Source organism: Nonomuraea sp. K271 (genome assembly GCF_009908215.1).
Taxonomy (GTDB): Bacteria; Actinomycetota; Actinomycetes; order Streptosporangiales; family Streptosporangiaceae; genus Nonomuraea; species Nonomuraea longispora.
Genome location: NZ_JAAAHR010000011.1, coordinates 22,312 through 45,393, shown reverse-complemented (window position 1 = coordinate 45,393; position 23,082 = coordinate 22,312). Strand labels below are relative to the sequence as shown.

General features: G+C 72.5%; 23 protein-coding genes. 10 read left to right on the top strand and 13 right to left on the bottom strand.

Annotated features, from left to right (window positions below; genetic code table 11):
* Nucleotides 1–9: 9 nt before the first annotated feature.
* Entirely contained in the window at nucleotides 10–1,038 is a 1,029-nt protein-coding gene (locus GUY59_RS05835; protein WP_246063956.1) for a LacI family DNA-binding transcriptional regulator, read from the top strand.
* Nucleotides 1,035–1,772, top strand: coding sequence for a cupin domain-containing protein (locus tag GUY59_RS05830; protein ID WP_138205466.1), 738 nt, complete (start codon nucleotides 1,035–1,037; stop codon nucleotides 1,770–1,772). Before GUY59_RS05835 ends, GUY59_RS05830 begins: the two co-directional genes overlap by 4 nt.
* Here GUY59_RS05830 and GUY59_RS05825 read toward each other — a convergent pair.
* Genes GUY59_RS05825 through GUY59_RS05815 form a run of 3 tightly spaced genes read right to left on the bottom strand, consistent with a single transcriptional unit; the run spans nucleotide 1,766 to nucleotide 5,393 of the window.
* Entirely contained in the window at nucleotides 1,766–2,515 is a 750-nt protein-coding gene (locus tag GUY59_RS05825; protein ID WP_236666885.1) for a GntR family transcriptional regulator, read from the bottom strand. The genes GUY59_RS05830 and GUY59_RS05825 overlap by 7 nt on opposite strands.
* A 23-nt stretch (nucleotides 2,516–2,538) precedes the next feature.
* Entirely contained in the window at nucleotides 2,539–4,071 is a 1,533-nt protein-coding gene (locus GUY59_RS05820) for a sulfatase family protein (RefSeq protein WP_138205468.1), read from the bottom strand.
* Nucleotides 4,068–5,393 carry an MFS transporter gene (locus GUY59_RS05815; RefSeq protein ID WP_171055536.1) on the bottom strand — a complete coding sequence of 442 codons (1,326 nt, stop codon included), beginning with the start codon at nucleotides 5,391–5,393 and terminating at the stop codon, nucleotides 4,068–4,070. The genes GUY59_RS05820 and GUY59_RS05815 overlap by 4 nt, the downstream gene beginning before the upstream one ends.
* Nucleotides 5,394–5,497: 104 nt before the next feature.
* Here GUY59_RS05815 and GUY59_RS05810 point away from each other — a divergent pair, with 104 nt between their 5' ends.
* A complete protein-coding gene (locus GUY59_RS05810) occupies nucleotides 5,498–6,463 on the top strand; it encodes a nucleoside hydrolase (protein WP_132333477.1) in 966 nt (321 codons plus the stop codon).
* A gap of 6 nt (nucleotides 6,464–6,469) precedes the next feature.
* Here GUY59_RS05810 and GUY59_RS05805 read toward each other — a convergent pair whose 3' ends face one another.
* The 3 genes from GUY59_RS05805 to GUY59_RS48350 are packed head-to-tail and all read right to left on the bottom strand — an operon-like array spanning nucleotide 6,470 to nucleotide 9,221.
* Entirely contained in the window at nucleotides 6,470–7,378 is a 909-nt protein-coding gene (locus tag GUY59_RS05805; protein ID WP_138205470.1) for a phosphotransferase enzyme family protein, read from the bottom strand.
* Nucleotides 7,379–8,008, bottom strand: a complete 630-nt coding sequence (locus GUY59_RS05800) for a response regulator (protein ID WP_289514287.1) — start codon at nucleotides 8,006–8,008, stop codon at nucleotides 7,379–7,381.
* Nucleotides 8,009–8,036: 28 nt separating this feature from the next.
* Nucleotides 8,037–9,221: a sensor histidine kinase gene (locus tag GUY59_RS48350; RefSeq protein ID WP_138205474.1), complete on the bottom strand. Its 1,185-nt coding sequence runs from the start codon at nucleotides 9,219–9,221 to the stop codon at nucleotides 8,037–8,039.
* 161 nt (nucleotides 9,222–9,382) lie between these two features.
* On the opposite strand from GUY59_RS48350, the gene GUY59_RS05790 reads away from it, so the two are divergent.
* From GUY59_RS05790 to GUY59_RS50545, 3 genes are all read left to right on the top strand, one after another.
* Nucleotides 9,383–10,096, top strand: coding sequence for an ABC transporter ATP-binding protein (locus GUY59_RS05790; RefSeq protein WP_138205476.1), 714 nt, complete (start codon nucleotides 9,383–9,385; stop codon nucleotides 10,094–10,096).
* Nucleotides 10,093–10,830: an ABC transporter permease subunit gene (locus tag GUY59_RS05785; protein WP_138205478.1), complete on the top strand. Its 738-nt coding sequence runs from the start codon at nucleotides 10,093–10,095 to the stop codon at nucleotides 10,828–10,830. The genes GUY59_RS05790 and GUY59_RS05785 overlap by 4 nt, the downstream gene beginning before the upstream one ends.
* A gap of 242 nt (nucleotides 10,831–11,072) precedes the next feature.
* Nucleotides 11,073–11,636, top strand: coding sequence for a hypothetical protein (locus tag GUY59_RS50545; RefSeq protein WP_330849137.1), 564 nt, complete (start codon nucleotides 11,073–11,075; stop codon nucleotides 11,634–11,636).
* Between the two features lie 94 nt (nucleotides 11,637–11,730).
* Here GUY59_RS50545 and GUY59_RS05775 read toward each other — a convergent pair whose 3' ends face one another.
* Nucleotides 11,731–14,100: a rhamnogalacturonan lyase gene (locus tag GUY59_RS05775; RefSeq protein WP_138205480.1), complete on the bottom strand. Its 2,370-nt coding sequence runs from the start codon at nucleotides 14,098–14,100 to the stop codon at nucleotides 11,731–11,733.
* Between the two features lie 236 nt (nucleotides 14,101–14,336).
* Between GUY59_RS05775 and GUY59_RS05770 the strand changes: the two genes are divergently transcribed.
* Nucleotides 14,337–14,684, top strand: coding sequence for a hypothetical protein (locus tag GUY59_RS05770; protein ID WP_201760543.1), 348 nt, complete (start codon nucleotides 14,337–14,339; stop codon nucleotides 14,682–14,684).
* Nucleotides 14,685–14,725: 41 nt separating this feature from the next.
* Here the strand turns inward: GUY59_RS05770 and GUY59_RS05765 are convergent, their stop codons facing one another.
* Nucleotides 14,726–15,502, bottom strand: coding sequence for a DeoR/GlpR family DNA-binding transcription regulator (locus GUY59_RS05765; protein WP_138205482.1), 777 nt, complete (start codon nucleotides 15,500–15,502; stop codon nucleotides 14,726–14,728).
* 61 nt (nucleotides 15,503–15,563) lie between these two features.
* Here GUY59_RS05765 and GUY59_RS05760 point away from each other — a divergent pair, with 61 nt between their 5' ends.
* From GUY59_RS05760 to GUY59_RS05745, 3 genes are all read left to right on the top strand, one after another.
* Entirely contained in the window at nucleotides 15,564–17,087 is a 1,524-nt protein-coding gene (locus GUY59_RS05760) for an FGGY-family carbohydrate kinase (protein ID WP_138205484.1), read from the top strand.
* Nucleotides 17,084–18,019, top strand: a complete 936-nt coding sequence (locus tag GUY59_RS05755; protein ID WP_161714423.1) for a hypothetical protein — start codon at nucleotides 17,084–17,086, stop codon at nucleotides 18,017–18,019. Before GUY59_RS05760 ends, GUY59_RS05755 begins: the two co-directional genes overlap by 4 nt.
* A gap of 125 nt (nucleotides 18,020–18,144) precedes the next feature.
* On the top strand, nucleotides 18,145–18,765 hold the full coding sequence (locus GUY59_RS05745) for an aspartate/glutamate racemase family protein (RefSeq protein ID WP_171055341.1): 621 nt from the start codon (nucleotides 18,145–18,147) through the stop codon (nucleotides 18,763–18,765).
* 39 nt (nucleotides 18,766–18,804) lie between these two features.
* On the opposite strand, the gene GUY59_RS05740 is transcribed toward GUY59_RS05745, so the two are convergent.
* Genes GUY59_RS05740 through GUY59_RS05720 form a run of 5 tightly spaced genes read right to left on the bottom strand, consistent with a single transcriptional unit; the run spans nucleotide 18,805 to nucleotide 22,998 of the window.
* A complete protein-coding gene (locus GUY59_RS05740; protein WP_138200069.1) occupies nucleotides 18,805–19,761 on the bottom strand; it encodes a quinone oxidoreductase family protein in 957 nt (318 codons plus the stop codon).
* Nucleotides 19,762–19,816: 55 nt separating this feature from the next.
* On the bottom strand, nucleotides 19,817–20,176 hold the full coding sequence (locus tag GUY59_RS05735) for a hypothetical protein (RefSeq protein WP_132331584.1): 360 nt from the start codon (nucleotides 20,174–20,176) through the stop codon (nucleotides 19,817–19,819).
* On the bottom strand, nucleotides 20,173–21,039 hold the full coding sequence (locus GUY59_RS05730) for an extradiol ring-cleavage dioxygenase (protein ID WP_138200070.1): 867 nt from the start codon (nucleotides 21,037–21,039) through the stop codon (nucleotides 20,173–20,175). Before GUY59_RS05730 ends, GUY59_RS05735 begins: the two co-directional genes overlap by 4 nt.
* A complete protein-coding gene (locus tag GUY59_RS05725) occupies nucleotides 21,032–21,838 on the bottom strand; it encodes a citryl-CoA lyase (RefSeq protein ID WP_138200071.1) in 807 nt (268 codons plus the stop codon). The genes GUY59_RS05730 and GUY59_RS05725 overlap by 8 nt, the downstream gene beginning before the upstream one ends.
* Nucleotides 21,835–22,998, bottom strand: coding sequence for a CaiB/BaiF CoA transferase family protein (locus GUY59_RS05720; protein ID WP_132331577.1), 1,164 nt, complete (start codon nucleotides 22,996–22,998; stop codon nucleotides 21,835–21,837). The genes GUY59_RS05725 and GUY59_RS05720 overlap by 4 nt, the downstream gene beginning before the upstream one ends.
* Nucleotides 22,999–23,082: the final 84 nt, after the last annotated feature.

The window sequence follows — 23,082 nt, the reverse complement described above, 5'->3', positions numbered from 1 at the left end:
GGAGGTCCTGTGCCCCGAGCGCCGCGAGCAACGCTGGCCGACGTCGCGGCGGCCGCCGGAGTGTCGGTGCCGACGGTCTCCAAGGTCCTCAGCGGCAAGAAACACGTCTCCGCCGCCACGAGGGACAAAGTCCTCGAAGCGGTCAGGGTGTTCGGCTACGAGACCCCACGCCCGCCCAGCTCGCCCAGGGTCGGCCTGGTCGATCTGCTCATCGACGGACTCGGCTCGCCGTGGGCCGAGGTGCTCATCAGAGGCGCGGAGCAGGCGGCGGCCCGCTGGGGCTTCTCGCTCGTCGTGACCTCCTCCGCGCGTCCCGACTTCGACCTGCGGCGCTGGATCGGCACGGTCCGCAAACGCGGCACCGACGGCATCGTGCTGGTGCTGACCCGGGCCGACCAGCGGGAGATCGAGGCGATCGAGGAACTCCTGCACGTGCCGCTCGTGCTGCTCGACCCCGCGGGCCAGCGCGATCCGCGCATCTCCACCGTCGGCGCCACCAACTGGCTGGGCGGCGTCATGGCCACCACCCACCTTCTGGAGCTCGGGCACACCCGGATCGGCTTCATCGGCGGCCCGCTCGACGCGCAGTGCACGCTCGACCGCTACGAGGGCTATCTGGCGGCGCACCGCACGTTCGGCATCGACCCAGACCCGGAGCTGACCCACTACGGCAACTTCATGGTCAGCGGCGGCAAGGACCACGGCGCGCGGCTGCTCGGCCGCGACGACCCGCCCAGCGCCATCTTCGCGGCCAACGACCTGCAGGCCGCGGGCGTCTACCAGGCGGCCACCGAGCGCGGCGTCCGCGTGCCCGACGAGCTGTCGGTCGTCGGGTTCGACGACTCGATGGTGTGCGAGATGCTCTCGCCGCCGCTCACCACCGTCCGCCAGCCGCTCGACGACATGGCCAACGAGGCGGTCCGGCTCGTCTCCGAGGAGCTGACCCATCCCCGGGGCCCGGCGGGCACCCGCATCGAGCTCGCCACCACGCTCGTCGTGCGGGGCAGCACCGCGTCCTTCGGCGAGCGGAGCGCATGATGCCCGCGGCGTTCCCCGGCGGCACGTCCGTCACCCGGCTGTCGGTCTACACCGGCGCGTGCGCCGACGGCCTGGAGGGCGGCACCCCGCACCTGCACACCGCCTCCACCGAGGGCTACGTCGTGATCGGCGGGCACGGAGCGCTGCAGACCCTCGGCACGCACGGCTTCAGGGAGACGGAGCTGGCGGCCGGGTCGACCGTGTGGTTCACCCCCGGCACGATCCACCGGGCGGTCAACCGCGGGGGCCTGCAGGTCGTGGTCGTGATGGCGAACGCGGGACTGCCCGAGGCGGGCGACGCGGTCATGACGTTCCCGCCCGAAATCATGGCCGACCCCGGACGTTACCGGGCCGCGGCGACCCTGCCCGAAGGCGAGGGGGAGGAGGCGATGGAGGCGGCCGCGATGCGCCGGCGCGAGCTGGCCGTCCAGGGTTTCCGCGCACTCGCCGGCAGCGCCGCCGCCGGCGACCACGGCCCGCTGGAACGTTTCTACGACCACGCGGTCGCGCTGGTGCGGCCCAGGGTCGCGGCCTGGCGCGAGACCTTCGAGCGCACGGTCGCCGCGCAGGCCCGCCACACCGCCGCCGTGCTCGACGCCCTGGCCCGCGGCGACGGCGCGCACCTGCGCGAGTCGGAGCTCCTGGAGTCGCCGCAGAGCGCGGAGACCCGCTGGGGCATGTGCGGACGGCTGCGCACCCACGATGTGCTCGGCCCCGTCGGGCCGGGTCAGTAAGGGACCGTGCGCACCAGGAGGATCGAGAAGACCTCCTGCCGGTAATAGCAGCGGGTCGACAACACCACCGTGCCGGTGTCGGCGTGGCTGGTCTGCCGCGTGGTCAGCACCGGTGTGCCGGCGTCGACGCCGAGCAGCTTGGCCACGCCCTCGCCCGCCAGCGCCGCCTCCAGCCGGGCTTCGTCCCTGACGATGCGGGTGCCGGTGGCGTGCACGAGCGTGGGGAAGTCGCCGCCCAGCCCGGTCACCGGCGCCGGGTCGAACGGGACGCCGTTGACCTTGAGCGGGACATGGTCGTGCAGCACGATCGCGGGCGTGCCGTCGATCGCGAGGCAGCGCTCCACCCGCCAGATCCGCTCACCCTCCGGCACGCCGAGCGCGGCGGCGGCCTCCGGCGTGGCGGGCACCTGCTCGGCGCGGGCGTGGGGGAGCGACGGCGTGCGGCCCGTGGCGGCGATCCGGTGCGGCAGTGAGCCGATGTCGTGCAGGTCGACGAAGACGCTCGTGAACGGTCCAGCGGCCGGGCCCGGCCGCTGCCGGACGAACGTGCCCACACCCCAGCGGCGGGAGATGAGGCCTTCGAGCCAGAGCTGGCCGAGGGCCTCGCGGACGGTGACCCGGCTCACGGCCAGCCGACGGGCCAGCTCGGCCTCGGAGGGCAACTGGTCGCCCAGCTCGAACTCCGCCGCGATGAGCTCACGGATCGCCTGCGCGGCCATGGCGGCTCGCTTGGGCGGTTTCATCACCGTACAACTGTAGAGCCGCCTCACCACGTTCCGATGCCGTAAAGCCCGCGCGGGCTGTTCGGATATCCGTCGAGCACGACGAGCTCCAGCAACTCCTCGCGCAGGCGCCGCAGGACCGGCTCGGCGGCCGGGTCGTGGGCGAGGTCGTGCTGCTCGTCCGGGTCCGCCTTCAGGTCGAACAGCTGCTCGCCGCCCCCGCCGAAATAGCGGGTGTAGCGGTGCCGGGCGGTGCGGACCGTACGCGACCAGCTCCGGGGCGAGGCCTCCCAGTGGTTGTTGTTGCTCTGCACGTAGACCGCCGTGCGCCAGTCGAGGTCCAGGCCCTGGCACAGCGGCAGCAGCGAGCTGCCCGGCAGGGCCGGCAGCCGCCGCGGGAGCTGCGGGTTGCCCAACTCGGGGCGGGGCAGCGGGTCGGGTTCGAGGCCGGCCACGTCGAGGATCGTGGGCGCGAGGTCGGTCAGCTCCACCAGCTCCGGCCGCACCCCGGGGCGCAGGTCCGGGCCCGAGACGAGAAGCGGGACCCGGATGCAGGCGTCGTAGTGGCGCTCCCACTTGCCGACCAGCCCGTGGTCGTGCAGCAGCTCGCCGTGGTCCGAGGTGAAGATGACGTACGTGCCCGCCAGCCGCCCCGTCTCGCGCAGGCAGTCCACCAGCCGGCCGAGCTGCTCGTCGAGGTGCGCCAGGTCGGCGAAGTAGTGCAGCCGGTGGCTCTCCCAGTCGTCGACGTCGTAGGAGGCCTGCCGGTACTGCTCCCGGTCGAAATAGGCGGGCCCGCCGGAGCGCCACTCCGCGGGCAGCGGACGGGGGACGCGCTCGGCGCGCACGTGCCGCAGGTACTCGGCGGGCGGCGCGAAGGGGTTGTGCGGCTGCACGTAGCTGACGTGCGCGAACATCGGGCGGTCCGGCTCGGTGCCGCGGATGAAGTCGCACGCGCGCTCGGTGATCCAGCTCGTCTGGGAGACCTCGGCGGGGAAGGGCAGCGTGTACGCCTCCCCGGTGCATTCGGGGAACTCGCGCCGCGCGGCCTCGATCTCGGCCACCAGGTCGCGCCGCTCGGGCCCGTACGCGCGCAGTTCGGGCACCATCGTCATCCAGACGGTGGACAGTGCCGCGCGGTAGTGCCCGGGGTGGTGCTCGCGCACCCAGTCCAGCCATTCGCCCGCGCGGGGGTCCTCGGTGATGTGGGTGACGTCGAACCCGTAGGGCCGGTAGTCGGGGTGTACGCCGCCGATCTGCGTCCGCAGGTGCAGCTTGCCGAACGCGCCCGTACGCCACCCGCCCCGCTGGAGCGTGCGCATGAACGTGGGCAGGGCCGGGTCGAGGTCGTAGCCGCACTCGCTCACCCCGTGCCCCTGGCTGGTCAGCCCGGTGGCGACGGTGGCGCGGGCCGGGGCGCAGACCGGGTTGGGAGTGAACGCGTTGGGGAACCGTACGCCGCCCTCGGCCAGCGCCCGCAGGTTCGGCAGGTCGACCACGCCCTGCCAGGCCTGTTCCAGCCAGCGCGCGGCCAGCTGGTCGACCATGACGAGCACGATGTCGGGCCGGTTCGTCATGCGATGATGCCTTTCGTCTCCGAGTACGGCCGTACGGCCAGCGTGCAGAGGACCATGATCACGGCGAGGCCCGCGATGTAGGCCGAGATGGCCCAGCTGTGCCCCGCCGTCGCGAACAGCAGCGACGCCACGGTCGGCGCGAGCGCCCCGCCCAGCACGGTCGCGACCTGGAAGCCGAGCGAGATCCCGCTGTAGCGCAGCCTGGCGGGGAACAGCTCGCAGAACAGCGCGGCCTGCACGCCGTACGGCAGGCCACTGACCAGGCCGACGAACACGCTGCCCGCCAGGATCAGCGGGATGGAGCGAGTGTCGATCAGCGCGAAGTAGAGGAACGGGGCCGGGATCAGCAGCAGCCCGCACAGCAGGTACGTCCTGCGCCTGCCGATCCGGTCGGACAGCGCGCCCGCCACCAGGATGCCGATCACGTAGAAGACCCCGTTGACCAGGTTGGCGGCGACCGCCAGCTCCCGCGACAGGCCCAGCTCCTGGACGGTGTAGGAGATCACGAACACGCCGATGACGAAGCCGAAGGCCGCGATGGCGACGTACATGCCGATGGCCAGCGCGATCGTGCGCGGGTGCTGCCGCACGGTCTGCCACACCGGCGCCCGCTCGACCCGCTCCCCGGCCTTGACCTCGCGGAACTCGGGCGACTCCTGGATCTGCATGCGCACCACGACGCCCACGCCGACCAGCACCACGCTGACCAGGAACGGGATGCGCCAGCCCCAGGCCAGCAGGTCGCCGGTGCCGAGCGTGGCCAGCAGCGTGGTGAGGGTGAGGCTGGACAGGATGATGCCGAAGCCGCTGCCGGTCTGGACGAGGCTGCCGTACCAGCCGCGCCTGGACGGGGGCGCGCTCTCGACCATGAGACTGACGGCGCCTCCCCATTCTCCGCCGATGCCGAGCCCCTGGCAGAAGCGCAGGAACGTGAGCATGATGGGCGCCCAGACCCCGATGTCGGCGTACGTCGGCAGCAGACCCATGAGGAACGTGGCCGTCCCCATCACCCCGAGGCTCCACGTGAGCGTCGGCTTGCGGCCCAGGCGGTCGCCGAGGTGCCCGAAGAGCACGCCGCCCAGCGGCCGCGACACGAATCCGACCGCGAACGTGCCGAAGGCGAGCAGCGTTCCCGCGAGCGGGTCGGACGTGGGGAAGAAGAGCCGGCCGAAGACCAGTGCGGTGAGCGTGCCGTAGATGGTGAAGTCGTAGAACTCGATGGTGTTGCCGACGATCGTGGCCGCGGTGAGCTTCCACGGCACGGTGCGGGGGGCGGTGGCGCTGGAGGTGGTGGGGTGGCCGGTCGACGGGACGTCTGTCACGGCGGTGCTCCCGGTGGAGGTAGACGTCTAGACCTCATTGGTCAGATAGGACATCGTGGGATGGTGTGCGCGTACCTGTCAAGGTGCATCGAGGAAGGAATGGGATGAAGGACCTGATTCTTGACGTGGACACCGGCGTGGACGACGCGCTGGCCCTCCTCTTCGCCGTACGCCATCCGGAGCTGAGGCTGCGCGCTGTGACATGCGTGGCCGGCAACGCGGGCCTCGGACAGGTGGTCGCCAACACGCTCAAGGTCCTCGACGCGGCCGGCGCCCCCGACGTGCCGGTGAGCGCGGGCGCGGAACGGCCGCTCATCGAGCCGGCCCGCGACGCCGGCCACATCCACGGCGCCGACGGCCTCGCCGACCTCGGGCTCCCCGTCTCGGCCCGGCGGCCGGCCGGGGTGCCGGCCGTGGACCTGCTGCGCGACACCATCCTCGGCGCACCCGAGCCCGTCGTTGTCGTGGGCCTGGCCCCGCTCACCAACCTCGCCCTCCTGCTGCGGGCCTGCCCGGAGGTCGCCGGCAACATCGAGCGGCTGGTCCTCATGGGCGGCAGCGCCTCCATCGGCAACGCCACCCCCGTCGCCGAGTTCAACGTGTGGCACGACCCCGAGGCGGCCGCGATCGTCATGGACGCCGGGGTGCCCGTGACGATGTACGGGCTCGACGTCTTCTACCACGTCTCCGTGGACGCCCCCACGTGCGCGGAGCTGCTCGGGCACGACGAGCCGGGCAGCCGTCTGGCGGGCCTGCTGCTGCGCCACCAGATCGCCCTGTGCGGGGCCGACCCCCGCGTGAACGGCGACGGGCTGCTCGGCGACGCCGGAGCGGTGTGCGCGGTGGCCGACCCCGGCGGCCTGACCACGGAGCGGCTGCCGGTGAGCGTGGAGCTCGCCCCCGGACGCAGCAGGGGTCAGACGCTCGTCGACCGGCGGGTGCTGCCCGGTGAGGACGCCGCTCACGGGCTGGCCGGGACGGCGAACGGCGTCGACGTCGCGCTCGCCGTCGACGCCCTCCGCTACCGCAAGCTCTTCCTCGACACGCTGCTGAGCGGCCCACCTGCGTAGAGGGCCCTAGGAGCGGTGCGTCCCGCACATGCCGGCGTACGCCTCCTCGAGCCCCTCCTCGTTGCCCGCCGCGCTGGAGACGCCCCTGAGCAGGCCACGTTCGATGCGGTCGGAGAAGTAGATGGCGTGCGCCATCCACCGCAGCCGGACGAACGTGTCCAGACAGGGCAGCTCGTCGGCGATGGCGGGGTCGACGGCCTGGTAACCGGCGAGGACGTGCCGGATCGCGTGGGGTGTCTCGCGGGTCAGCACGGCGGTGCACGCGAGGTCGTACAGGATGGGGGCCTGCAGGACCGCGCCCCAGTCGACGAGGCCGTCCTCCTCGGGCGAGCGCTCGCTGAGGCGGAAGCCGTCCAGGCCGGGGTCGCCGTTGACCACGCCGGCGCGGAGGTGCGGCGCGGCCTCGCGCGCCTCCTCCAGCACCTGGGCGGCCCTCGTGCGAACGTGGCCGGGCATCCGCAGTTCGCGCAGGCAGTCGCTCGCCCACGGCCACGGCCACCGGTGCTGCTTGCCGACGTCGGCGGTGTCGTTGCCGAGCGCGCGGTGCGCGCGGGCCAGCACCGCCCCCATCCGGTGCAGGTCTCCCGCGGAGGAGGCGTCCGGCGGGCGGCCGGGGACGTAGCGCAGCAGGGCCAGCAGCCCCTCGTCCAGGTCCGTGGCCAGCCGGCCGTCGGGCAGGGGGACGGGGGCGCCGCTGGCCAGCCCGCCCCGCTCCGCGCGGGCCGCCACCCGCAGACCGCCGAGGAAGGCGGTGGCGGAGCCGACGTCGGACAGCTTGGCGACGTAGGGGGCGCCGGAAGCGTCGCGGACGAGCCAGGTCACGGAGTTCCAGCCGCCCGGCAGCGGCTCGGCGGAGACCACCGGAAGGCTCCACGCGGCCAGCGCGGCGAGCAGCCGGTCGGTGTCCAGCGGCATTCAGATCAGTCCCGCGTCGCGTACCTTCATGGCCACGTGAACCCGGTTGTCGGTGCCGAGCTTGGCGAAGATGCGCGTGATGTTGGCCTTGACCGTGGCCACGCTCACGCAGAGGCTGGCCGCGATCTCCGTGTTGGAGCCTCCCTTGGCGATCTCGACGGCGACCTCGCGCTCGCGTTCGGTCAGCCGGGACAGCTCCTCCAGCGCCTGCGGCCGCCGCGGGTCGTGCCTGCCGGTGGCCGCGGCGATCACCTGCTGGGCGACGCTCGGGGACAACACCGGCTCGCCGCGCGCGCACGCGCGCACCGCCTCGATCATCTTGGGCGGCGGTGTGTCCTTCAGCAGGAAGCCGTGCGCCCCGAGCTGCAGGGCGCGCAGCACCATGTCGTCGGCGTCGAACGTGGTCAGCACCAGGATCCTGGGCGGGGAGGGGCTCTTGAGCAGCAGCTCGGTGGTGGTGAGGCCGTCCTGGTGCGGCATGCGGATGTCCATCAGCACGACGTCGGGGCGCAGGTCGCGGATCACGGTCATGGCCTGCCTGCCGTCGGCCGCCTCCCCGGCCAGCTCGAGGTCGGGCTCGCCGCCCAGGATGAGGCTCAGCCCCGTGCGCACCATAGGGTCGTCGTCCACGATCACAATACGAAGACGGGTCACGAGATCAAGCCTCCCACGGCAGCCTGGCGTCGAGGATGAACCGCCCGTCGCGGACGGTGTGGCTGATGGTGCCGCCGGCCATCCTGGTGCGCTCGGCCAGGCCGACCAGGCCCAGCCGGCCGCCGGGCCCCGCGGACGCGCCGGCCGGCGCCGGGTTGCTCACCCGGATGCGCAGCCCCTCACCCGGCCGCCCGCCCAGCTCGGCCGTCACCCGGCTGCCGGGAGCGTGCTTGCGGGCGTTCGTGAGCGCCTCCTGCACGATCCGGTACGCGTGCCGCCCCGTCTGGGTGGGCAGCTGCTCGCGGCAGTCGATGGCGTCGTCCACCTCGACCCGTTGCCCGGCCGTCCGCACCTCCTCGAACAGGGTGTCCAGCTGGGCCAGCGTCGGCTGCGGGCCCTGAGGGCCTGGCAGGCCGCCGTTGGGGCCGCCGTCGGGGCCGGGGTCGCGCCTCAGCGTGCCGAGCACGGCACGGAGCTCGTTCAGCGACTGGTGGGCGTTCTCCTGGATGGCCAGCGCCGCCTCCCGCGTCTGCTCGGGGGTGAGGTCCTTCCGGTACGCCAGCCCGCCGGCCAGCATCGCCAGCAGCGAGATCCGGTGAGCCAGCACGTCGTGCATCTCCTGGGCGATCTGCAGCCGCTCCGCGAGCTGGGCCTGCTCGACCCGCTGCCGCTGGACCGCCGCCTCCGCCTTCCGCTGGGAGGTGGTCAGGTCACGGCGGCTGCGCACGTAGAGGCCGAGCACGGTGGCGACGGCGAGGATGACGAGGCCGGTCACCGCGTTGACGACGGCCATGGAAAGGGAGCCGTCCTGGAGCCACCCCGCCACGAACATGATCAGGCAGCTCGCCGCGGCCACCGGCACGATCTGGCGCCAGCGCCGGTGCGTGACCAGCGAGGTGTAGGCGACCAGCGCGGGCCCGCCCGCCGTGAACGACACGACGGTCGGCAGCGCGGTGGCCAGCGCGATCTGCCACGGCCACCGGCGCCGCCAGCGCATGACGACCAGGCCCGCCACGCCGAGCCCCATGTCGGCCAGCACCCAGCCGGTCGACGCGTACGGCACGGGCGCGCGGCCCGACAGCAGGACCACCGTGACGACGTAGAACAGCAGGGGCAGCGCGGCGAACAGGTGGCGCAGCGTGATGCCCAGCGTGTCGAGGGGCGGTTGATGCTCGTCGGCGTCGTGCACGTCCACCAGCCTAGGGACCCGCCGCCGTGCCGGGTTAGCGACCGGGGTCCATCGCGCTGCAGACCCTGGTCTACACCCGGGGCGGCGGGTGTGGCCGGGCCGCCACCCGCCGTGGACCCAGGTCCGATGTACGCGGGGCGCGTCTTCGATGAACTGTGGGCGTGATCGAATTTCATCGCCTCAGCAAGACGTACAGCGACGTGAAGGCGCTCGACGACGTGTCCTTCACCGTGCCGGCCGGCTCCGTCACCGGGTTCCTCGGGCCCAACGGCGCGGGCAAGTCGACGGCCATGCGCATCCTGGCGGGGCTGTCCCGCCCCACCTCCGGCTCCGCCACCGTGCTCGGGCGGCCGTACGCCGAGCTGGAGCGTCCCGGCTACGACGTGGGTACGCTGCTCGACGCCTCCGCCCAGCATCCCGGCCGCACCGGCCGTGAGGTCCTGACCCTCGGCACGATGATGCTGGGCCTGCCCCGTACGCGGGTGGACGAGGTCCTGGAACTGGTCGGCCTGACCGGCAAGGAAGGCCGCAGGCCCGTCGGCGGCTACTCACTGGGCATGCGGCAGCGGCTCGGCATCGGGCACGCCCTGCTCGGCCGGCCGCGGGCGCTCATCCTGGACGAGCCGGCCAACGGCCTCGACCCCCAGGGCATCCACTGGATGCGCGGGCTGCTGCGCGACCTGGCCCGCTCCGGATGCGCGGTGCTGCTCAGCTCGCACCTGCTGCACGAGGTGGAGCAGGTCGCCGACCGCATCGTGATGATCGGGCGGGGCCGCCTGCTCGCCCAGGGCACCCCGGCCGAGCTCGGCCGGGGCCGCAGCCTGGAGCAGACCTTCCTGGAGCTGACCGCCGCCGCCGACAGGGGCCTCGCATGACCACCGGGCGCATCCCGTTCCCGACGTTGCTGCGGGTGGAGACCCGCAAGCTCGTCGACACCCGCAGCAGCAAAGTCATCACCGGCGTGCTGGCCGCCCTGACGGCCGGCGCCGTCGTCGTTCGCGGCATCGCCTCCGGTCCCGAGCTCTACACCGCCGCGGTGACGGCCGGCATCGTGGTGGGCATCCTGCTTCCCGTGCTCGCCATCCTCACCGTGACCGGCGAGTGGAGCCACCGCACGGCGCTGACCACGTTCACGCTCGAACCCCGGAGGGGGCGGGTGTGGGCGGCCAAGTGCCTGCCGCCCCTGATCGCCTCCGTCCTGGCCTGCGTGTTCGCGATGCTGGTCGCGGCTCCGGTGACGGCGGCCGTCGCGGCGGCCCAGGGAGTGCCGGCCGACTGGCGGGTCGCCCTGCCGGCCCTGGCGGGATGGACGGCCACGTCGGTCCTGCTCACCGCCCAGGGGCTGGCCCTGGGTACGGTGCTCATGAACGCGCCCGCGGCGATCGTGGTCTTCCTGTCCAACGCGGTCATGTGGAGCGTCGTGGCCCGGCTCGGCTCCGCGGGGGAGGCCGCGACTCAGTGGCTGGACCTCAACACCGCCACCATCCCGCTGGTGAACGGCACCATGACCGGGGGCGACGCCGCCCGGGTGGCCGTGTCGTCGCTGGCCTGGATCGTGTTGCCGATGGCCGCCGGCATGGTGCGGACGATGCGCAGAGAGGTCGGCTGAGGTAGATCTATACCCGTTTCGTGGCGATATATTTGCATTTGTCCGGTTTGGGGGTTAGGTTGGTGCATGTCCGGCGATGACCCGTGCCCGCGCAGTCGCGGCGAAGGGCGCCGGAACCCACGGATCCTCCCACTGGATTCCCCCGTGCTCCGCGTAGCGTCCCGTCCGGCGTGCTGCCCGGCTACGTCCGTCCAAGCGAGCGCGAACTGCCATCGTCCCCTAACAAAGGACCTGACACCATCATGCAAGCTCGCCTGCGTACCTTCGCCATGCTGGCCACGACCGCCGCGACCGCCCTGACCGTGGGCGCCGCGCCGGCGCACGCCGACTCCGGCACCGTGCAGCAGGTCATGCTCAAGGGCTCCACGACCGCCTCGTACTTCTGGGACGACGCCTCCGGCCGGGCCGGCGACACCGGCCTTCCCGCCGCGGGCAAGCCCATGCAGAAGGGCCTGGCCGCCAGCCCCAGCTGGCCCCTCATGACCGAGGGGTACGCCATCTACCAGGGTAAGAAGGTGCCGTTCTTCGTCGGCGACCGTGGCCCTGGAGACCCCTCCAGCCGCGGCGTCATGCTCGACCTGGACGCCAAGACCTTCGCCGAGCTGACCGGCGGCACCTTCGACCCCGAGACGCTCGGCGTCGAGAACAACGGGGGCAAGGGCCACATCAAGATCAACTATGTCGTCACCAAGTGGGGCGACGGGGTCGGCAAGAAGAACCACCCGGTCGCCTTCTCGACCGGCGCGTGGGCCGAGAAGGACACCCGGCCGGCGAACACGCCGCTGCTGGTGAAGCTTCCCGCGTGAGGTCGTGGTGAGGCTTCCCGCCTGAGCGGGCACGCACACGTACGCCGAGGGCGCTCCCCTGTCCCAGGGGAGCGCCCTCGGCATGCGCGCCCTGTTACCCCTTGGGGGTGCTGATGCGGGGGACGGGGACCCGCGACCAGTCGATGTCGGAGCCGAAGTAGAAGCCCGGGTACGCCGGCTGGTTGTAGGCCGTCTGCTGCCGGGCCACGTCGGCGCGATACTGCGGATCGTGCATGAGCGTGTACATCTTCCTGCCGGTCACCTCGGTGCTCAGGTAGATCCGCACCGCGTCGCCGCCGGCCGTACGGACGAGCAGTTCCTCGCGCCAGTCGCCGAAGACGTCGGCGACCAGCCCCGGGTTGCCCTTCGTCCAGTTGTTGGTCAGCGTGCCCTCGGCGGTGAGCACCGTGCCGCGCTTCCAGTCGTCGATCGTCGGCGTCTGCAGCTCGGTGGTCGCGGTGCCGTTGACGAGTTGCGTGGTCATGTCGGCGGCCCAGCGGATGCTCATGTTCGTGCCGGGCGTGACGCGGTCCAGGTGCTCGCCGCGGGCCGACCACAGGCCCGCCTGGATCCCCTCGTCGGGCGGTACCGACGACCACGCCTCCATGCCGCGGATCGCCGGGTCGACGTCGCCGACCATGCCGCGCCCGGTGTCCCGGCCGCTGTAGCCGCCGTGGATCACCTCGCCGGTGGCCGCGTCGCGCAGCGCCCACCCGTACGGCGCCCACGTGCCGCCCTCGTGCACCGTCCAGATCTCGAGGCCAGGGCGGCCGGGGTCGAAGTCGCCCACGTGCAGGGCGTCGCCGTGGCCGAGCCGCACATTCTGGCCAGGGACGCTGCTCTGGGGTGGTCCCTCGGCGAACGACGAGTACAGCAGGTCGCCGTCGTCGTCGATGGTCGCGGCGCCGTAGACGATCTCCTGCCTGCCGTCGCCGTCCACGTCGGCGGCGCTCATCGAGTGGAAGCCCTGGGTGGTCAGGTCGGCATATTCCGGGTTGCTGCCGGGAACGCCGTGCGGTGAGGCGTTGAACGGGTTCGCCATCGGGGCGTGGCCGCTGTCGGCGTACCAGACCTCCTCCAGGCGCCGGCCGTTCCAGTCGTAGGCGACGAGCGTGGTGCGGGTGTAGTAGCCGCGGGCGAACACCGCCGACGGGCGCCTGCCGTCGAGGTAGGCCACCGCGGACAGGAACCGGTCGACCCGGTTGCCCGGCTCGATCCTGGACATGGCGTAGTCGCCCCACATGAGCCCGTCGTCGCCGCGGCCGGGCTTGTAGGGGATCGTCTGCAACTCCCTGCCGGTGGCCCCGTCGAGCACGGACAGGTACTCGGGGCCGGTGAGGACGAAGCCCTCGAACTCGCGCAACCGGTTGTTGCCGCTGCGGCCCGGCGCGTAGACGTCGACGAAGTAGGTGGCCAGCTCCACGGCGTCCTCATGGGAGAGCGGGTATTCGTGCGCAGGCTCGATGCCGAAGGCCTCTTCCAGAGTGGCCGGCCAGCGTTTCGCGACCACCTCCGGGCGCTCATGCCATTTCGCGAACATTTCCACAATGTGGTCGAAATAGTCTGCTGCGCTCTGCCGGTAATCGTCCTGGTGCGAGTAGCCTGCCCTGACGTCCTGGCGCGGCATGGTGACGTGACGCTCCGACACGACCTGGCCCCTGCTCCCGTACCGGATGATCTTGGTCCCAGGGGCGGTCTTGAGCATCATCTCGGAACGGCCGTCGCCGTCGAAGTCGTAGACCTGGAACTGGGTGTAGTGGGCGCCGGATCGGATGTTGACGCCCAGGTCGAGCCGCCAGCGCAGGGTGCCGTCGAGCTCGTAGGTGTCGACGTAGGTGTTGCCGGTGTAGCCACGCTGGGAGACGTCCTTGGAGTTGGAGGGGTCCCATTTGACGACGTACTCGTAGCGGCCGTCGCCGTCCACGTCGCCGACGCTCATGTCATTGGCCGTGTACGTGAAGGCCTCGCCCGCGGGGGTCACACCGTCGGCCGGTTTCCGCAGCTTGAGATCATAAAACGATTTAACCCACGGCTTGACCGCGGCGCTGCGCCGGCCCTCCCGGCCCCGGGCGACCGGAGCCACGCGGTACTCCGAGGCCCGGGTGCCGGCGGGGTCGAGGTGGTTGGTGCTGTCCGTGACCGTCGCGATGGGGCGGCCGTCGCGGTAGACGCGGAAGGCGGGGCCCCGCATGCCGGTGTCGCCGTGCCCGGTCACCTCATCGCCCAGCAGCCGCCAGCTCAGGAAGACGCCGCCGCTGGTCGTGGCCGCCACCAGGCCGCGGTCGAGGTGTTCGAGCCGGACGCCCGCGTCCGGCCGCCCGTGTCCGCTCCCGTGTCCGCTCCCGTGTCCGCTCCCGTGTCTGCTCCCGTGGGCCGCGCTCGCCGGCGCCGCCATGAGGGGGAGGCAGAGCAGGGCGGCCAAGGAGGTGATGAGTGCGCGGCGGATGCTGCTGGGGGGTCTCATGGTCACGGGCTCCTCGGGTGACGCCCGCATGGATGCGGTTGCCCGGCACCCTGGCGGATTAAATCGATATAATAATCCGGGAGGCTATTCCTGGTGTGGGGATGTGTCAAGGGTGCTTATCTGCTGTGATTTACGTTTTTACACGACTTATCTGGATTGATTTGAATAGACCGCTATTCGGGGCAATCTTCCCGCCCGCCGCCCGTGGCGCCGTCGACAAGATCAGCTAGGGTACGGTGCTCCTCGTCGGCGGCATCGTCACGTACGTCGCCCTCCTGCGGGACCAGGGCACCGTGAAGCGGCTCGACGGCGTGGCCCAGGTCGGCGCTCCGCTCCCGGCCGCCCTGCTGATCTGCCTGATCGGCGCCGTGGTCTCCGCCTTCGCCTCGACGACCGGCATCCTGGGCGCGCTGATCCCGCTCGCCGTACCCTTCCTGCAGACCGGGCAGGCGGGCGCCGCCGGCATGGTCACGGCGCTGGCGATCTCCTCCTCGGTGGTGGACTGCAGCCCCTTCTCCGCCAACGGCGCGCTGATCGTGGCGCACTCCGACGTGGCGATCCGGGACGCGTGTTCAAGCACCTGATGACGTGGGGCATGACCATCATGGCGGCCGCGCCGCTTCTGTCAGACGGGAGCCCGTGAGCCGAACTCGACGTCGACTCCCTCGAACCCGTGCGGCACGCCGTCGGTCACCAGCAGGTCGGCCGCGTCCCACCCGCACACCCGGATCGGGGCACTCAGGACGAACTTGCGCGCGTCGCCGACCACGATCGTCCTGCGGGCGATGGAGATGAGCCGGCGCTTGGTCTCGGCCTCGTACGGTGTGGCGCCGTAGACGCCGGACCCGTCGAGCGCGGTGGCGGCCAGGAACAGCGTGCGCACGCTCATGTGCTCCAGCGAGGCCAGGGTCTCCGGCCCGCCGAACGAGCGCGTGTCCCTGCCGTACTGGCCGCCCACCCCGATGAGGGTGACGTCGGGTCTCGGCGCGAGCACGGCGATGGCGGGCAGCGAATGGGTGATGACGGTCAGGTCCGCCGCGGAGGGGAGGAGCTTGGCGATCTCCAGGGTGGTGGTGCCCGAGTCGAGGGCGATGGCCGTGCCCGGCTCGACGTGGCGTACCGCGGCGGCGGCGACCGCCCGTTTGGCGGCGGACGCCTGGACGGAGCGGTCGGTGAACGGCGTGGCGCCCACGTCGGCAGCGGCGGCGCCCCCGCGTACCGCCCTGACGAGACCGTCGCCGGCGAGCCTGCGCAGGTCACGCCTGACGGTGTTGGGCGAGACGCCCAGCTCGGTGACCAGGTCGGCGGCGGCGACGTACCCGTCGAGCTCGATCCTGCGCAGGATCGCCTCGCGCCGGTGCGGGGCGGACGAGTAGCGCAAGCTCGCCTCGAGATCGCTCATATGACCATGATGCCCCAGAAGTTGGCGCTTTTCAGCCAACTCATGGACTTATAGTGACAACATGGCGTTGTTGTGCGGGATTGACGTGGGCACCACCCACGTCAAGGTGGGCTTCTTCGACGAGAGGGGCGGCTGCGTCTCCTCCGTACGCCGCCCGACACCGCGCACCCTGCCCGCCCTCGTGGCCGCCGTACTGGAGGCCCTGGAGGAGTGCGCCGCCCGCACGGGGCGCGGTCCGGACACGATCGGGATCGCGGGCATGGCCGAGACCGGCGTGCCCCTGGACGATTCGGGGAGCCCGCTCACGCCCCTGCTGTGGTGGAACGACCCGCGGGGCACCCAGGAAGCCGCCGCCCTGCGCGACCCCGCCGCGTCCCTGAACGCGCCCCGTGGCGGCGCTTGGGGCGGTGGTGACGTCGGCTCGGGTGGCGACGTGGCGGAGGTCTACGCGCGGACCGGGCGGTGGGTGGACGCGAAGGCGCCGCTGGCGAAGTGGCTCTGGCTGAGGGCGCACGAACCGGATGTGCCGGCGGCGATGCGCTGGTGGGCGAGCGTGCCCGATGCGGTGGCGTACGCGCTCACCGGCGTGCTGCGCACCCATGAGACGCTGGCCGCGCGCACCCTCGCCTACGACGTCGTACGCCGCGACTACGACGAGGACCTGCTCTCCCTGGCCGGGCTCCGTCCCGGGCACCTGGCGCCCACGGTCCGGGCGGTGGAGCCCGTGGGCGGGCTGACGGCGAGGGTGAGCGGGGTGGCGGCAGGCGTCCCCGTGGTGATCGCCGGCCACGACCACGCGGTGGGTGCCTGGGCTTCCGGTGTGCGCCGCCCCGGGCACGTGGCCGACTCCATGGGCACGGCGGAGGCGGTCCTGGCGCCGGCGGCGCACCGGCCGGACCCCCGCACCGGCCTGGCGATGGGCATCACGGCCGACCCATCGCTCGACGGCACGGGCACCGTACTCGTCGGAGGCCTGCCGACCAGCGGCGGCATGCTCGACTGGCTCCTCGGCCTGACCACCGCCCCCGAGGACCCACCGGCCCGCGGCGTGGTGGAGGGCGGCGCACGTGCGACGGCGGACAAGTACGCCGCACTGCCCGCGCTGCTGGACGGCGTGCGGCTGCCGACGGGGATCATCGCCGAGCCGTACCTGCGTGGCAGGGTGGCGCCCGCTCCCGACCGCGGACGCCGGGTGACGATGTTCGGAATGGGGCCGGACCACACGTACGGTGATCTGCTGGCGGCCGCCATGGAGGGCACGTGCCTGCACACCCGCTGGACCGTGGCCGAGCTCGCCGCCGTGACCGGCGCCGAAGCCGAGCGGCTCGTGGTGTTCGGCGGGCAGGTGCGGATCCCGCTCTGGACGCGCGTCAAGGCGGCGCTCTCGCCCGTGCCGGTCGACGTCGTACGCGCGGACGACGCGGTCTGCGCGGGCGCCGCCCTCATCGCCGGCCAGGCGGGAGGCTCACTCGACGACGTTCCCGTACTGCCCCGTGAGCCCCAGCCGCACGACCCCGGCCTCGCCGCCGCCTACCGGCCCCTCTACGAACGCTTCCTCACCATCGCCCGGCAGGAGCGCGGATGACCAGGCCGGACACCATCAGATCGGAGCACCCATTGACCAGCCAGGAGACCACCCCGCCCACCCCCACGCTGGACCTGCTGGCCCGCCCCTCCGGCGGGTTCGCCATGGTCGCGATGGACCAGCGCGAGAGCCTCAGGCAGATGTTCGCCGCGGCCACGGGGCGACGTGTGGACGATGACACGCTGACAGGCTTCAAACTGGCGGTGGCGCGGGAGGCCGGGCCGCACGCCTCCGGGTTCCTGATCGACCAGGAGTACGGCTTCGGCCAGGTGGCCGCCGAGGGTATGGTGCCCGGCGGGCTCATCATCGCCGTGGACAGTCTCCGGCAGGCGCCCGACGGCCCCGTCGAGGACACCTCGATCGACGGCACGATCGACCTGGCCGCGGCGCGGCGTGCCGGAGCGGTCGCGGCCAAGCTGCTGCTCATCTGGCGCGATGACGAACACCGGCAGCGCCGCCTGGAGACGGCCGCCGCGTTCGTCCGCCGGTGTGCCGAGGCGGGCGTGCTCTCCGTGCTCGAAGGGGTGGCCAAGCCCGTACAGGGCCGGGAGGCGGAGTTCGACGGGTCCGCCGCGATCCGGGAGGCCGCCGCGGAGCTCGCCGGGCTGCGGCCCGGCCTGTACAAGGCCCAGGTTCCGCTCGGCGGCGCCGCGCCCGAGGACCGGCTGGCCGAGGAGTGCGCCCGGCTCGACGAGGCGATCCCCGTCCCGTGGGTGGTGCTCTCCCAGGGCGTCGAACGGGACGACTTCCCCGCCGCCGTCCGGGCGGCCTGCCGGTCGGGCGCGTCGGGGATGCTGGCCGGGCGCGCGATCTGGAGCGACGTGGTCGGCTCCGAGGACACGGCCGCCGAGCTGCGTACCCGTTCGGTGCCCCGGCTCCTGCGGCTGGCCTCCATCGTCGACACCTACGCCCGCCCGTGGAACGCCCGATGACCGCCCCGATCACTGGGCCGGTCACTGGGCCGGTCACTGGGCCGGTCACTGGGCCGGTCACTGGGCCGGTCACTGGGCCGATCACTGGGCCGGTCACTGGGCCGATCACTGGGCCGGCAATCGCCATGCTGCACACCGTGCCCGCGCTCGCCGCGCCGCTGGCCGAACTGGCCGCCGAGGTGCGGCCCGGCGCGCGGATCATGCACTTCGCCGACGAGAGCCTGCTCCAGGACACCATCGCCAACGACGGCCCGCCCCCGCACGTGCTGCGCAGGCTGGTCTCGTACGCGATGTACGCCAAGGAGTCGGGAGCCGGGACGCTGCTCGTCACCTGCAGCTCCATCGGCGAGGCCGCCGAACGGGCGCGCCCGCTGGCCGAGCTGCCGATCCTGCGTATCGACGAGCCGATGGCCGAGGAGGCGGTGCGAGCAGGCGACCGGATCGGCGTGCTGGCGACGCTCGCCACCACGCTCGGCCCGACCACCCGGCTGGTACGGCGCGCGGCCACCCGCCGCGAGGTGCCGCGGGAGATCGTTCCGCACCTGTGCGACGGCGCCTTCGAGGCGCTGCGCGGCGGCGACCCGGCCCGTCACGACGCCCTGGTCCTCGAAGGATTCGGCCGGCTCGCCCGGCAGGTGGACGTCGTGGTGCTCGCCCAGGCGTCGATGGCCGGGATCGTCACGCAGGCGGACGGGGGAGTGCCGGTGCTGTCCTCCCCCCGCTCCGGCGTCGCCCAGCTGGCCTGAACCACCCGCCGGCCCGAGCCGGTCAAAGGGCGGGTCCGTTCAGGTGGCGCTGAGGACGATGCGGCCCACGGCCTCGCCCGCCGCCTGGCGTTGCCAGGCTTCGGGAGCCTGTTCCAGCGGTACGGTTTCGTGCGCCACCGACAGCCGCCCCTCGGCCACCCGGCCGGCGATCAGGGCGATGGCGCCGGCCCGCTGTTCGCTGGTCAGCTCGTTGTTGGTGTAGCCGAGCACCCGCAGCGACCGGCTGCGCAGCGTGGCGGAGGCGAGCGGGGACGTCTCCGACGCCGACCCGCCGAGGTTGACGAGCCGGCCCCCGGGGCGCAGGGCGCGGGCCGCCGCCGCGGCCGGGACGCCGAAGAGCGGGTCGAGCACCAGGTCCAGCGGCCCTTCGCAGGCGGCGGTGAAGCGGGCGGCCAGCGCGTCCACGTCGTCGGTGTCCAGGGCGACGACGGCGTCCGCGCCCGCCTGCCCGGCCTGTTCGCGGGCCCGCGGAGAGCGGGCGGCGGCGACGACCCGGCGGGCGCCCGCGAGACGGGCGAGCTGGACGGCCGCCTGCCCCACCACGCCCCCGCCGCCCAGCACCAGCACCTGCTCGCCGGCGGCCAGCTCGCCGCGCCAGGTCAGCGCCATGTGCGCGGCCACGGCCGACAACCCCAGAGCGGCCACGGCGAATGGGTCCGCGCCGCCGGGCAGCTCCACGAGGTCCCCGGCGGGCACCGCCGCCAGTTCCGCCATGCTGCCGTCGCCGGGCGCCATCCCCGCCGACGTGGGGAACCACACGAGCCGCCCGCCCACGGTGCCGACACCCTGCACACCGGGCACGTAGGGGACGGCGGGCGTGCCGAAGTAGGAGGCCCCGCCCGCGCACAGCAAATCCAGCGGGGTGATCGGGGCGGCGATGACCCCGACCTTCTCCGCTCCGGGAGCCGCCACGGGCGCGGGCCGCTCGGCCACCACGGGCGGCCGGCCGCACGTCTCGATCAGCACGGCCCGCATCACGACACCACCCCTGTGGCAGGGCCGCCCCGGGCGGCAAGGCAGGCGACCTCCGTCATGTGGCGATGTCCGGGTACGGCAGGCTCATGTGGGACAACCGCCGCGCGTACTCCTTCTGGAAGCCCAGCGGCGGATGGTCGCGCTCGAACATCGCGATGAACAACGTCAGCGTGAGGAACGGATGAGCCCCCAGCTCGAACAACTTCGGGTAGTCGTGGGCGGCCAGCGCCTCGCGTTCGACGTCGTCGAAGCGCAGCCACGTCGACGACTCGCCGGTGTGGCAGCCGAGGATGCGGTTGGCGTACTCGGCCTCCCACATCTCCACCGTGGCGCGCGGCTCCTCGCGGTAGCGCTCGACCAGCTCGGGGTCGCGGTCGACGGTGAAGAGGAACTTGTTCAGCAGGTATTTGCTCATGACCCGTCACCTCCGTTCGGGTACCAGGTGAAGTACGCCTCCATGGTGTGGAACAGGTCGTACGTATCCACATAGTCGGCTTTCTTCCCCTCGCCGGCCACTCCCATCATCAGCATGAAGTCCATGAAGCCGTGGGTGGCGTTGCCGGGCTCCCACAGGCTGTCGAGCGTGACCTCCGACAGGCAGCCTTCGAGGTCGCCGGTGGAGATCCATTCGACGGCCCTGCGGTCGAACTCGGGGTCGGGGCCGTGCGGCCCGAACTGGCGCGGCCCGCCAAGTTCGAGCGACAGGTGCCCGGTGCCGATGACGGCGACCCGCTGGCCGGACGGCCACGACTCGACGAGCTCCCTGATGGTCCGGCCGAGCTGTACGAACCGTTTCGGCTGCGGCAGGGGAGGGGCGAAGATGTTGGTGTAGACGGGCACGATCGGCAGGTCGTTCTGCGGGCGCAGGGTGATGATCGGGCACGTGATCGAGTGGTCGATCCGCAGCTCGTTGGAGAAGGCCAGGTCGAAGCCCGCGTCGAGGCCTTCGCGCAGGATGTACACCGACAGGTCCTCCTGCCCGCTGAACACCATCCTGGGCAGCCCGAACTCGCGTTCCTCGTTGTAGAAGTTCGCGTCGTAGAAGGGCGCCTTGCCGACGAGGAACTGCGGCATGTTGTCCAGCCACAGCTGGTGGAAGTGGTCGGAGCCGACCATGACCAGCACGTCGGGCCTGGCCCTGGTCAGAGTCTCGCGGAACGCCTCGACCTTGCGCACCCACTCGTCGGCGAAGGGCGGGCGGTCCTCACCCGTGGAGGTGCTGGCGCGGTAGTAGAAGGGGTGGTGGGTGGATGCGATGACCGCGACGAGTTCAGCCATGCGACTCTCCGTAGGGGTCGGGGGGCACGGACCGGTTGTTCAGGTCCACGGACAGGAAGATGTCGTTGGCCACGGGGTGCCGTAGTTCCTCGGCGAGCTGGCCGATCAGCCCGGCGGTCCTGGCCAGGAGGGCGAACCCGCGCAGCAGTTCCAGCGGCAGCCCGAGGTCGGCCAGCGCGGCGCCGCAGACGCCGGCGCCGTTGAGCGGCAGCGTCCTGCCCAGCACGCGCGGGTGCACCCGGCCGACCGCCGCGAACAGCGACAGGTGCGGGCCGTACAGGCCCTCCCCTGCCGCGATCTCGAACAGCCGCGGCGTGCGGGGGTCGCCGTCCTTGTGCACGTGGTGGCCGAGGCCGGGCACGCGCCGCCCCGACTCACGCCAGGCCGTCACGGTCTCCAGCGCGAGCGCGTCCCAGCCGGCGTCGTCGGAGGGGAGGGGGTCGTGCTCCTTGAGCACGCCGGCGAGGAAACGCCCGCAGTCCTCGGTGACGCCGAGGAACCGCGAGCCGCCGCCGAGCAGCCCGGCGGCCAGCGCTCCCTGCACGGAGTCGGGCGCCGACAGGTACGTCAGCCGCGTCACGATGGCCGTCGGCGTGAACCCGTGGTCTGCCAGCGCGGCCAGCACCGCCTCGAACACCCGCACCTCGCCCCGCGACGGGCGGCGCTGCGTGGCCAGCCAGAAGGCCAGCTCGCCGAAGCCCACCTCGCCCATCACGTCGGCAGCGAGGTCGTGCCCGAGCAGCGTGATCGACGTGGGCGACGACGCCCCGAGAGCGGTGGGGTAGTCCCTGGGCGTCATGACCGCCGCTCCTCGGCGAGCCACGTGCGCAGCTCGGCGCCGTGCTCGTTCAGCTCGGGCGGCGGCAGGGCGTAGCCCGCGGGCGTCTCGGAGAACCGGATCGGATGCCGCGTCGTCGGCACCGCCCGCTCGCCCTCGCCCACCACGACGACCGGATCGAGCCCGAACCGCTCCGCCGCGGCGAACCCGCCGTCGATCGTGTTGATCGGCCCGCAGGGCACCCCGGCCTCCACGAGCAGGTCGAACCACTCGTCCGCGGAGCGCCGGGCGAGCCGCTCGACCAGGATCGGCCGCAGCTCCTCGCGGTTGGCCGTGCGGCTCGCGTTGCGGGCGAAGCGCGGGTCATCGGCCACCTCGGGGATGCCGAGCACCTCGCACAGCTTGCGGAACTGGCCGTCGTTGGCGGCCGCGACGATGAGGTCCTGGTCGGCCGTGGGCAGCGGTTCGTACGGGAACACGCTCGGGTGGGCGTTGCCCATCCGGTACGGGACCACGCCTCCGGCGACGTACGCCGAGCTCTGGTTGACCAGCCCGGTCAGCGCCGACGACATCAGGTTGACCTCGACGTGCTGGCCGCGCCCTGTGGCCTCGCGGTGGCGCAGCGCGGCCAGGATGCCGATGACGGCGTGGTTGCCGGCCATCACGTCGAACACGGAGATGCCGGCCCGGTAGGGCGGCCCGTCCGGCTCGCCGGTGAGGCTCATCAGCCCCGACATGGCCTGCACCATCAGGTCGTAGCCGGGCACCCGTGCCCCGGCCCCTGAGCCGAAGCCGCTGATCGACGCGTACACGATGCCGGGGTTGGCGGCCAGCACGGCGTCGTAGCCGAGGCCGTACTTGTCCAGCCCGCCCGGCCGGAAGTTCTCCACCAGGACGTCTGCGCGTCCGGCCAGTTCCCTGGCGGCCTCGGCGTCGCCTTCGTCGCGCAGGTCGAGGGCGATGGAGCGTTTGCCGCGGTTGACCCCCAGGTAGTAGGTGGACGCCTCGCCCCTGGCGGGCGGGGTCCACGTACGGGTGTCGTCCCCGCCGGGCCCTTCCACCTTGATGACGTCGGCTCCCATGTCCGCCAGCAACATCGTGGCGTAGGGCCCGGCCAGGACCCTGGAGAAGTCGGCGACCAGCACGCCGGACAGCGGCCCCCGCGGCTCGGTGTCAGTCATCGAGTCCCATCCTCGCGTCCGTTGAACGGACATATGTCCGCCCAGCCGATCCCAGCATCTAAAGGCTATGACGTCAAGCACCTT

What these genes read in the sequence shown, in the direction of transcription:
- GUY59_RS05785 (WP_138205478.1), top strand. Translation starts at nt 10,093, where the DNA reads ATGACCACCGGGCGCATCCCGTTCCCGACGTTGCTGCGGGTGGAGACC.
- GUY59_RS05765 (WP_138205482.1), bottom strand. Translation starts at nt 15,502, where the DNA reads ATGAGCGATCTCGAGGCGAGCTTGCGCTACTCGTCCGCCCCGCACCGG.
- GUY59_RS05725 (WP_138200071.1), bottom strand. Translation starts at nt 21,838, where the DNA reads ATGACGCCCAGGGACTACCCCACCGCTCTCGGGGCGTCGTCGCCCACG.
- GUY59_RS50545 (WP_330849137.1), top strand. Translation starts at nt 11,073, where the DNA reads ATGCAAGCTCGCCTGCGTACCTTCGCCATGCTGGCCACGACCGCCGCG.
- GUY59_RS05760 (WP_138205484.1), top strand. Translation starts at nt 15,564, where the DNA reads ATGGCGTTGTTGTGCGGGATTGACGTGGGCACCACCCACGTCAAGGTG.
- GUY59_RS05810 (WP_132333477.1), top strand. Translation starts at nt 5,498, where the DNA reads ATGAAGGACCTGATTCTTGACGTGGACACCGGCGTGGACGACGCGCTG.
- GUY59_RS05820 (WP_138205468.1), bottom strand. Translation starts at nt 4,071, where the DNA reads ATGACGAACCGGCCCGACATCGTGCTCGTCATGGTCGACCAGCTGGCC.
- GUY59_RS05825 (WP_236666885.1), bottom strand. Translation starts at nt 2,515, where the DNA reads ATGAAACCGCCCAAGCGAGCCGCCATGGCCGCGCAGGCGATCCGTGAG.
- GUY59_RS05775 (WP_138205480.1), bottom strand. Translation starts at nt 14,100, where the DNA reads ATGAGACCCCCCAGCAGCATCCGCCGCGCACTCATCACCTCCTTGGCC.
- GUY59_RS05730 (WP_138200070.1), bottom strand. Translation starts at nt 21,039, where the DNA reads ATGGCTGAACTCGTCGCGGTCATCGCATCCACCCACCACCCCTTCTAC.
- GUY59_RS05735 (WP_132331584.1), bottom strand. Translation starts at nt 20,176, where the DNA reads ATGAGCAAATACCTGCTGAACAAGTTCCTCTTCACCGTCGACCGCGAC.
- GUY59_RS05755 (WP_161714423.1), top strand. Translation starts at nt 17,084, where the DNA reads ATGACCAGGCCGGACACCATCAGATCGGAGCACCCATTGACCAGCCAG.
- GUY59_RS05720 (WP_132331577.1), bottom strand. Translation starts at nt 22,998, where the DNA reads ATGACTGACACCGAGCCGCGGGGGCCGCTGTCCGGCGTGCTGGTCGCC.
- GUY59_RS05740 (WP_138200069.1), bottom strand. Translation starts at nt 19,761, where the DNA reads ATGCGGGCCGTGCTGATCGAGACGTGCGGCCGGCCGCCCGTGGTGGCC.
- GUY59_RS05830 (WP_138205466.1), top strand. Translation starts at nt 1,035, where the DNA reads ATGATGCCCGCGGCGTTCCCCGGCGGCACGTCCGTCACCCGGCTGTCG.
- GUY59_RS05805 (WP_138205470.1), bottom strand. Translation starts at nt 7,378, where the DNA reads ATGCCGCTGGACACCGACCGGCTGCTCGCCGCGCTGGCCGCGTGGAGC.
- GUY59_RS05745 (WP_171055341.1), top strand. Translation starts at nt 18,145, where the DNA reads ATGCTGCACACCGTGCCCGCGCTCGCCGCGCCGCTGGCCGAACTGGCC.